The sequence below is a fragment of the Kocuria sp. APC 4018 genome (assembly GCF_030407675.1).
In the GTDB taxonomy this organism is placed as follows: domain Bacteria; phylum Actinomycetota; class Actinomycetes; order Actinomycetales; family Micrococcaceae; genus Kocuria; species Kocuria rhizophila.
The window spans coordinates 1-8,179 of sequence record NZ_JASDCY010000060.1; the positions used below are offsets into that span (position 1 = coordinate 1).

The 8,179-nt window shown below is 72.3% G+C and carries 5 protein-coding genes and 1 pseudogene; 2 read left to right on the forward strand and 4 right to left on the reverse strand.

What is annotated here, in order from left to right; all coding sequences use genetic code 11:
* Positions 1-559: 559 nt before the first annotated feature.
* The 4 genes from QL985_RS09975 to leuS form a co-directional block, all read right to left on the reverse strand.
* On the reverse strand, positions 560-1,156 hold the full coding sequence (locus tag QL985_RS09975; RefSeq protein ID WP_239358522.1) for a ComEC/Rec2 family competence protein: 597 nt from the start codon (positions 1,154-1,156) through the stop codon (positions 560-562).
* A gap of 401 nt (positions 1,157-1,557) precedes the next feature.
* Positions 1,558-2,883, reverse strand: coding sequence for a ComEA family DNA-binding protein (locus tag QL985_RS09980; protein WP_121566179.1), 1,326 nt, complete (start codon positions 2,881-2,883; stop codon positions 1,558-1,560).
* A gap of 77 nt (positions 2,884-2,960) precedes the next feature.
* Positions 2,961-3,854 carry a DegV family protein gene (locus tag QL985_RS09985; RefSeq protein WP_237573707.1) on the reverse strand — a complete coding sequence of 298 codons (894 nt, stop codon included), beginning with the start codon at positions 3,852-3,854 and terminating at the stop codon, positions 2,961-2,963.
* 314 nt (positions 3,855-4,168) lie between these two features.
* On the reverse strand, positions 4,169-6,679 hold the full coding sequence (gene leuS / locus QL985_RS09990; protein ID WP_029603123.1) for a leucine--tRNA ligase: 2,511 nt from the start codon (positions 6,677-6,679) through the stop codon (positions 4,169-4,171).
* 182 nt (positions 6,680-6,861) lie between these two features.
* Here leuS and QL985_RS09995 point away from each other — a divergent pair, with 182 nt between their 5' ends.
* Both QL985_RS09995 and QL985_RS10000 read left to right on the forward strand, forming a co-directional pair.
* The gene (locus QL985_RS09995; RefSeq protein WP_039101146.1) at positions 6,862-7,917 is read left to right on the forward strand and encodes an alpha/beta hydrolase; all 1,056 of its coding nucleotides are present in this window, start codon (positions 6,862-6,864) and stop codon (positions 7,915-7,917) included.
* Positions 7,914-8,179 (forward strand): annotated as a pseudogene (locus QL985_RS10000) (glycosyltransferase family 1 protein); the annotation flags it as partial. The gene QL985_RS09995 and the pseudogene QL985_RS10000, both read left to right, overlap by 4 nt.

Below are 8,179 nucleotides of genomic sequence, written 5' to 3' on the forward strand. Positions count from 1 at the left end.
CGAGACCATCATGAACCCGGCCGTGAGCCTCGCGGCCTGACACCCCCAACTGTCACCTAAATGTGCGGCAGTCCCAAAGTCCATGGATGCCGACCATGTAGCAGGTCAATCGGGCCCACCCGGGAGACCGAACCGGCCGAGGCGGCGAGCCTCCGGCGAACGGGAGTCGTTCGAGGCAAGAGTGAAGAGGCTCGTCGACAGCGCGCCCGGGTTCTCGCCCTGCCAGCTGTACGTGCTCCGAGCAGTCTTCGTCGAAGGTCGGGACGTTGATGTCTGCGATGCTCTCTTCATAGGCGACGACGGATCCGGTCTAGGGCATCGCCAGCTCACAGAGTGCCCAGCGCCGCAGTGCCTCGGCAGGGGCGCATGACCCCCAGCCACTCTGGCCGCGCGGCGCGGCAGAGATGGTCGTGTCGGGTGGGCCGGCAGCGTCCGCCCACCCAAAGACACGTCGCTTGTACATTTGGCGCGCGCCAACTTTGAAGGTAGGGGTGGGTACCCGAAAGTGCCGCCTGACCTGCGGTTTTGGTGGTTCGGGCGGGATTGCCTATGCAATTTTTCATCCGCTGCCTAGGCAATTGTTGGCACCGGACACCGCGATGAGGTGGGTGAGCCCGGTATCCTTCATGCTCTGGGCGAGTGCGTCCGGCAGCTGGGAGGTGTCCCCCACGGTCATGCCGGGCACCAGGCCCGCACTTACGGCGCCGAAGCCCCCGGCGATGCGGGTGAGGTCCGCGCGGACGGCCTCCACCGGCCCGGGCTCGGGTCCGGCCTGTGCGTCCGTCACGGGCGGGGACGTGGCCCGGGCAAGCAGCCGGGCGGGGGTCGCGGTGCTCGCCACGGTCACGACGGCGCTCACGCGCTGCCCGTCGTCCAGGGCCTCCCAGCCGGGGTGGGTTGCGAACACGGTGAGCCCGGTGGCTGTGGCAGCGCCGTCCGCCGTTGCCACGTCCAGGGTGACCGCGACCCCGTGGGAGGCCTCCTGCTCCCCGTGCAGCGAGCGGGACGTGTAGGGGGACGGTGTCCCGGACACGCTCGCCTCCACCCGCACGACCGAGCCCTGCGGGTGCTCGTCCAGAAACGCCCGGGCCGGTGCCGTGGCGGCGAGCGCGCTCACGACTGCCGCCGCCCCCGCGAGGAGCACGAGGGCGGCCATGACGGGACGTGGAGGCGTGGGACGTCCGTTCGGGGCGGGGTGAGCGCGTCGTGACGCCCCACCACTCCCCCGGGACAGAACAGAACGCGGGGACCGCACGGTGTGAGGGGGCTGAGCATTGAGGTGGGACCGATCGCTGCGGTGGGGCCGACGAGCACGGCTCGGTGCAGTCCCGCCGCGGATCGCGCGGCCGAGGATCCCGGGGGTACCGACCCGGCGCACGCCCTGTGCCCACCCCCGCGTCATCCGGGCCCACTGTGGCACCCGGTCCACCACCGGGACCAGCACCGTGGCGATCAGCGCGCACGCCGCGCCCCCGGCCCACCCGGCGGCCATGGTCGCGGCGGCCGAGGCCCACACCGCGAGCGCCACGGGCAGCAGCCGCAGGTCCCACGTCACGCTCACACCGTGACCAGCGGCAGCAGTGCCTCCAGCATGGCGGGGCCCACTCCGCTGACGTCGTCCAGCTGCTGCGGGGCAGTGAAGGGACCGTGCTGGGTGCGGAACTCCACGATGCGCTGCGCGAGCACGGGCCCCACCTTGGGCAGCTCCTCCAGCTCGGCCTGGCTGGCGGTGTTAAGGTCCACCAGGGCCCCGGAGCCGGTGCCCGGTGCGCGCTGATCCCCTGTACCGGATGTCCGTTCCGAGGCCGACCCACCTTGCCCGGGCGCTCCGGCCCCCGCGGACCCGCCCGGAGAGGTCCCGCCCGCGGCGGATCCACCGGCAGTGGGCCCGGCAGACCGTGCCCCGGCACCCGGCGCGGCACCGGCGGCGAGCACCTCGTCCACGTTGGACCGGTTGGGAATCACGATCTGGGCGCCGTCCACCACGGGCTCTGCCAGGTTGATCCGGTCCTTCACGGCCCCGGGCGCAAACCCTCCGGCGGCCTGGACCGCGTCCATGACCCGGGCTCCGGGAGACAGGGTGACCACCGAGGGGTCTTTGACCTCTCCCACCACGTGGACGGTCACCACACCACCGGGCGCGCCCGAGGCGGCCCCCGCGGCGCCGGAAGCACCGCCCGGCCCGGAACCCGGCCGTCCCGACGGTTCCGAGGAGGCACGGGGTGACGCTCCGGCCCCCGCCGGGCGAAGGCGTCCCTCGCCGTCCAGTGAGCCGTCCCCGGAGGATCCACCGTCCGGGGACGCCCCGGCCGTGGTCACGACCTCGTCGTCCTCGGGCGCGCCGTTCAGCAGACTTACGCACCCCGCTCCGAGGGCCACCAGCAGCACGACGCACAGCAGCACGAGCGCGGGGCGACTCAGCCGACGGCGCACGGTCACGTCCTCACGGTGCCGCGAGCCGCCCGGTTCCGGCCAGAGCGCAGGATCGTCCACGGACCCGGTCTCCGGGATGGCCGGGATGCTCGCCTCGGGCGCGCCCGCATGGGGGACGCCCGGAACAGGGACGCCCGGAACGTCGCCGGGCGGATCGGAGACGTACGAGTCCGAGGCGTGCGAATCCGGGGCGTAGAGGTCCGCAGCACGCAGATCCGAGCGGCCGAACTCGGAATCGGCCCGTTCCTCGTGCCCGTCGGTCACCCGGCCGCCCGGAAACACCGCCGCGCCCCGCACTCCGGACCCGTTCTGCGCGGGCCCGCTCACGGGACGCCCGGTGGCCGCGTGGGATCCCCCGCCCGTGCGCTCCTCGCGCAGCAGCGCGCTCAGCCGCTCGGTCGCGTCACTGTCACGGAATCTGCGCCGCCCTCTGAACTCGATGCCACTCATGCCCCCACTCCACCGCGCCGCGCTCCCCCACCAGGGGCGTCACCGCGCCGATGTGGACCCGGTGCGGCACGCGGGAGTCAGACGCCCGGCTGGGGAGCCCTCACACCGTGCGCGACCGGGCTGGAGGTGGGCCCCTCCACGATCGCCGCCTTCGTCCCCAGCCCCACGTGCGCGCTCAGCACCGGGGGCAGCTCGCTGACCACGAGCTCCGCGTCCGGGCGGTAGCGGTCCACGAGCACCTCCCCGATCTCCCGCGCCCGGTGCGGATCCGCCACGTGGTGCACGCACAGCACCGGGTGCTGCGCCTCGGAGTGCTCCAGCGCCTCCCCCACGAGCGTCATGAACCGCTGCTTCGCCCGCGGCAGGGACACCGGGCGCTCCACGGTCACGATCTTCCCCTCGGCCAGGCTCAGCAGCGGCTTGATCTGCAGCATGGTGCCCACCATCGCCGTGGTCGGGTTCACCCGCCCGCCGCGGCGCAGGGTGTCCAGGGAGCGCACCTGGATCAGCACCTGCGCCCGTTCGGCCGCCTCGGTGGCCGCGCGGGCGACGTCCTCGATCCCCGCTCCCGACGCCGCCGCCCCCAGGGCCGCGCGCACGCCCAGTCCCTGCGCCAGACCGGCGCTGCGGGTGTCCACGATGCGCACCGGGATCCCGATGTCCTGCCGCGCGATCCTCGCCGCCCCCACCGTGCCGGAGAGCTCACCCGAGAGGTGCACGGACACGACGGCCTCGAAGCCTGCCTCCTCGAAGCTCCGATAGGCCGCGCGCAGCCGCCCCGGGGCGGGGCGGGAGGTGGTGACCGGGCGGCCCTCGGCCAGGGCGACCACCAGGGAGGAGAGCCGGTCCGCCTCGTCCTCGGTGTGGAGCTGCCCGCCGATGAGCACGGGCATGTCCACGAGCGCGAACCCGCCGGAGCCCTCCCAGTCCTCGAGCCAACCCTGCGGCGGGGCGGCGGCACTGTCGGTCACCACCGCGACCCTGCGGCGACCGCCTTTCTCGCGCGGACGCCCTCGAACCGCCTGGTGAGCGGGATGCCCGCCCCGGGCGGCAGCGTCCGCCCCGCGTCCCGCGCGGTGCTCCCGAGGACCGGCGGCAGCACGGTGACCCCCGTGAGCGCGACGCGGCGCGGCGTCGTCGTCCGGGCCTCCTGCGGGGGAGGCGGGCGGGGCGGGTGCGTCCCCCGCGTGCGCGCTGCCGTCCGTGCGCAGCCCCGGGAACGGACGGAGCCCGCCCTCCGGCTCGTGCGAGTCGGGGGACGGGCTCCGGGAACCGTGGGCGGTCATCAGACCACGATGTTCACGAGCTTGGGAGCGCGCACGATCACCTTGCGCACCGTGGCGTCCGCGAGCAGCCGCTGGACCGTCTCCGATGCCATGGCCGCGGCCTCCAGGTCCGCCTCGGTGATGTCCGCGGGGACCTCCAGGCGGTCGCGGACCTTGCCCTTGATCTGGACCACGGCGGTCACGGTGTCCTGCACGAGCAGCGCGGGGTCCACGGTGGGCCACGGGGCGCGCACCACGGTGTCCTCGTGGCCGATCAGGTGCCACATGTCCTCGGCGGTGTACGGCGCCACGAGGCTCAGCAGGATCGCGACGGCCTCCACGGCCTCGCGCACGGCGGGATCCGCCGGGCCGCAGCCGGTGTCGATGGCCTTGCGCACCGTGTTCACCAGTTCCATGGTGCGGGCGATGACCACGTTGAACTTTCCGGAGTCCAGCAGCTGCTCGGCGTCCGCCACCGTGCGGTGCGTGGCGCTGCGCAGCGCCTTGTCCCCGTCCGCGAACGACGCCGCCGGGTCCGCCGTGCAGTCCTGGGCCAGGCGCCACGCGCGGGCCAGGAACTTTTGGGAGCCCTGCGGGGAGACGTCCGCCCAGTCCACGTCGTCCTCGGGCGGGGACGCGAACACCATGGTGAGGCGCACGGCGTCCACGCCGAAGGCGTCCAGCTGCTCGCCCAGGTCCACGCCGTTGCCCAGGGACTTGGACATCGCCTTGCCGCCGTTGAGCACCTGGCCCTGGTTCAGCAGCGCCTTGAACGGCTCGGTGAAACCCACCAGGCCGAAGTCGTAGAGGGCCTTGGTGAAGAACCGCGAGTACAGCAGGTGCAGGATCGCGTGCTCCACACCGCCCACGTACTGGTCCACCGGCAGCCAGCGGTCCACCGCCGCACGGTCGAACGGGGCGGCGTCGTCCTGCGGGGACGTGTAGCGCAGGTAGTACCAGGACGAGTCCACGAACGTGTCCATGGTGTCAGTGTCACGCTTCGCGGCCCCACCGCACGCGGGGCAGCTGACGTTCACCCAGTCTGACGCCGCCGCGAGCGGGCTCTGCCCCTTGGGCGCGAGCTGCTCACCGCGCAGGTCCTCGGGCAGCCGCACGGGCAGCTGGTCCTCGGGCACCGGCACCTCGCCGCACGAGGCGCAGTGGATGATCGGGATGGGGGCACCCCAGAAACGCTGCCGGGACAGCAGCCAGTCCCGCAGCCGGAAGTTCACGAAGCGTTCGCCGGTGCCGGCCTCGGTGACGATCTCGATGGCCTTTTCCAGGGCCTCTGCCTTGGGCAGCCCGTCCAGAGGACCCGAGTTGATCAGGGTGCCGTCCCCGACCGCGGCGACGCCGGAGACCGCGGGATCCTCCTCGCCGGTGTCCAGCACGGTGCGGATCGGCAGGTCGAAGGCGCGGGCGAAGTCCAGGTCACGCTGGTCGTGGGCGGGCACCGCCATGATCACGCCCGTGCCGTAGTCCGCGAGCACGTAGTCCGAGGCCCACACCGGCAACTTCTCGCCCGTCAGGGGGTTCACCGCCCAGCGGCCCAGGAACACGCCGGTCTTCTCGCGGTCCGAGGACTGCCGCTCGATGTCCGACAGCGCCTTGACCTGCTCGCGGTACTCGGCGAGCGCCGCGGCCTGCTCGGGGGCCACGACGTCCTGGGCGATCTGTGCGTCCGCGGCCACCACGCAGAACGTGGCGCCGTAGAGGGTGTCCGGGCGAGTGGTGAACACGGTGACGGTGCGCCCGGAGGTGTCCGAGGCGTCGGCACCCTCGGCGGGAGCGCCCTCGATCACGAAGTTCACGTGCGCACCCTCGGAGCGCCCGATCCAGTTGCGCTGCATGGCCAGCACGCGCTCGGGCCAGTGGCCCTCCAGCTCGCTCATGTCGTCCAGCAGGCGCTGGGCGTAGTCGGTGATCTTGAAGTACCACTGGTTCAGGGACTTCTTGGTCACGGGGGTGTGGCAGCGCTCGCAGGCCCCGTTGACCACCTGCTCGTTGGCCAGCACGGTCTGGTCCTTGGGGCACCAGTTGACCGGGGAGTCCTTCCGGTAGGCCAGCCCGTGGGAGTAGAACTGCAGGAACAGCCACTGGGTCCAGCGGTAGTACTCGGGGTCGGAGGTGTGGATCTCCCGGTCCCAGTCCGCGCTGATCGCGTAGCGCTTGAAGGACTCGCGCTGGGTGTCGATGTTGCGGTAGGTCCACTCCGCGGGGTGGGCGTCGCGCTTGATCGCGGCGTTCTCCGCGGGCAGCCCGAACGAGTCCCAGCCCACGGGGTGCATCACGTCGTAGCCGCGGTGCCACCAGTAGCGGGCCACCACGTCACCCATGGCGAACGCCTCGGCGTGGCCCATGTGGAGGTCACCGGAGGGGTAGGGGAACATGTCGAGCACGTAGCGCCGTTCCGCAGAGCCGTCGTCGGCGGGCGCGTAGACGCGGTTCTCGTCCCAGTAGCCGGACCAGGTGGCCTCGATGCGCTGGACGTCGTACTCGGTGCCCGCCTCCGGGGTGCTGTGCTCGCTCACGTGCCTCGCCTTCAGGTTCACGGGGCCGGGCGGGTGCCGAGGCCGGGGTTCCGGGGCGGCAGCGCGGTCCCCCGCGTGGATGTGTGGGGATCCCTCCCAGTTTAGACCAGCGGCCGTCACGGCCCGCGTGCAGGGGGCCCGGCTACCATGGGGGCGCCCGATGACGCATGGATGGAGGCCCGGTGGACAACCCCTACGCAGAACGCCGCAGCGTGGTACTGGACGGGTACCGCGTGCGGTACTGGTTCTACGACGCGGACAAGCAGCGCAAACCTCTGCTGGTCATGCTCCACGGCTTCCGCGGTGACCACCACGGGCTGCAGCTGATCGCCACCGCACTGCGGGAGAAGTACCACGTGGTGGTCCCGGACCTGCCCGGCTTCGGCCGCTCCGAACCCTTCCCGCAGCGCGAGCACTCCGTGGACGAGTACGTGCGGTTCACCCGGGACTTCATCACCGCCCTGACCGACGGCGCCGTGACCCCGGACTCCGGCACGGGCGTGGTGCTCGCGGGACACTCCTTCGGCTCCATCCTGGCCGCGCACTTCGCCGCCGAGCACCCCTCCATGGTGGAGCGGCTGGTGCTCATCAACCCCATCTCCCAGCCCGCGCTGAGCGGGTCGCAGAAGTCCCTGACCAAGCTCACCCGGCTGTACTACGGCGCGGGTTCCACCATGCCCCGCCGGCTGGGCACCCGGCTGCTGTCCTCCAACGCCGTGGTCAAGCTCATGACGGACGTGATGATCAAGTCCGAGGACCCCGAGATCAAGCACTACGCGCTGCGCCAGCACCAGGCGTACTTCAACACGTTCGCCAACCGGGACGTCCTCACCCAGGCCTACGACGCCTCGATCTCCCGCACCGTGGCCGAGGTGGCCATGAAGCTCACCATGCCCACCCTGCTGATCGTGGGCGAGCTGGACGACCTCGGCTCCGTGGACTCCCAGCGCACCATGGCGTCCTGGATCCGCAGCCACAGCCTGCAGATCATCCCCGGGGTGGGCCACCTGATCCACTACGAGGCGCCGCAGACCGCCGCGCGGATGATCGAGGACTTCCTGGAGTCCCCCGCCCCCGAGCCCCTGGAGGGCTACGACCAGCTGCCCCACGCGGACACCACCGTGTCCACCCCCGACCAGCTCACCGGCATGCTCCCCGCCGTGGACCCCGCGGCGAGCGCCGCGCAGTTCCGGCGGGAGACCCGGGCGCGTGGCCTGTCCGGGGAGTCCGAGCGGTGAAGCTGCTCTTCGACGCCCGCTACATCCGCACCGACCACCACGACGGCATCAGCCGCTACAGCGCCGAGCTGCTCGCCGCGACCGCCCGAGAGGTGCGGCAGGATCCGCGGGTGCGGCTGTGCGCGCTGGTCAGCGACCCCGCCCAGCGGGCGTTCGTGCCCGAGGACGTCGCCACGATCACGGGCCCCTCGGTCACCTCGCCCGCGGAGGTTCTCACGGCGCTCGCGGTCAACCGCTTCGACCCGGACGTGGTGTTCTCCCC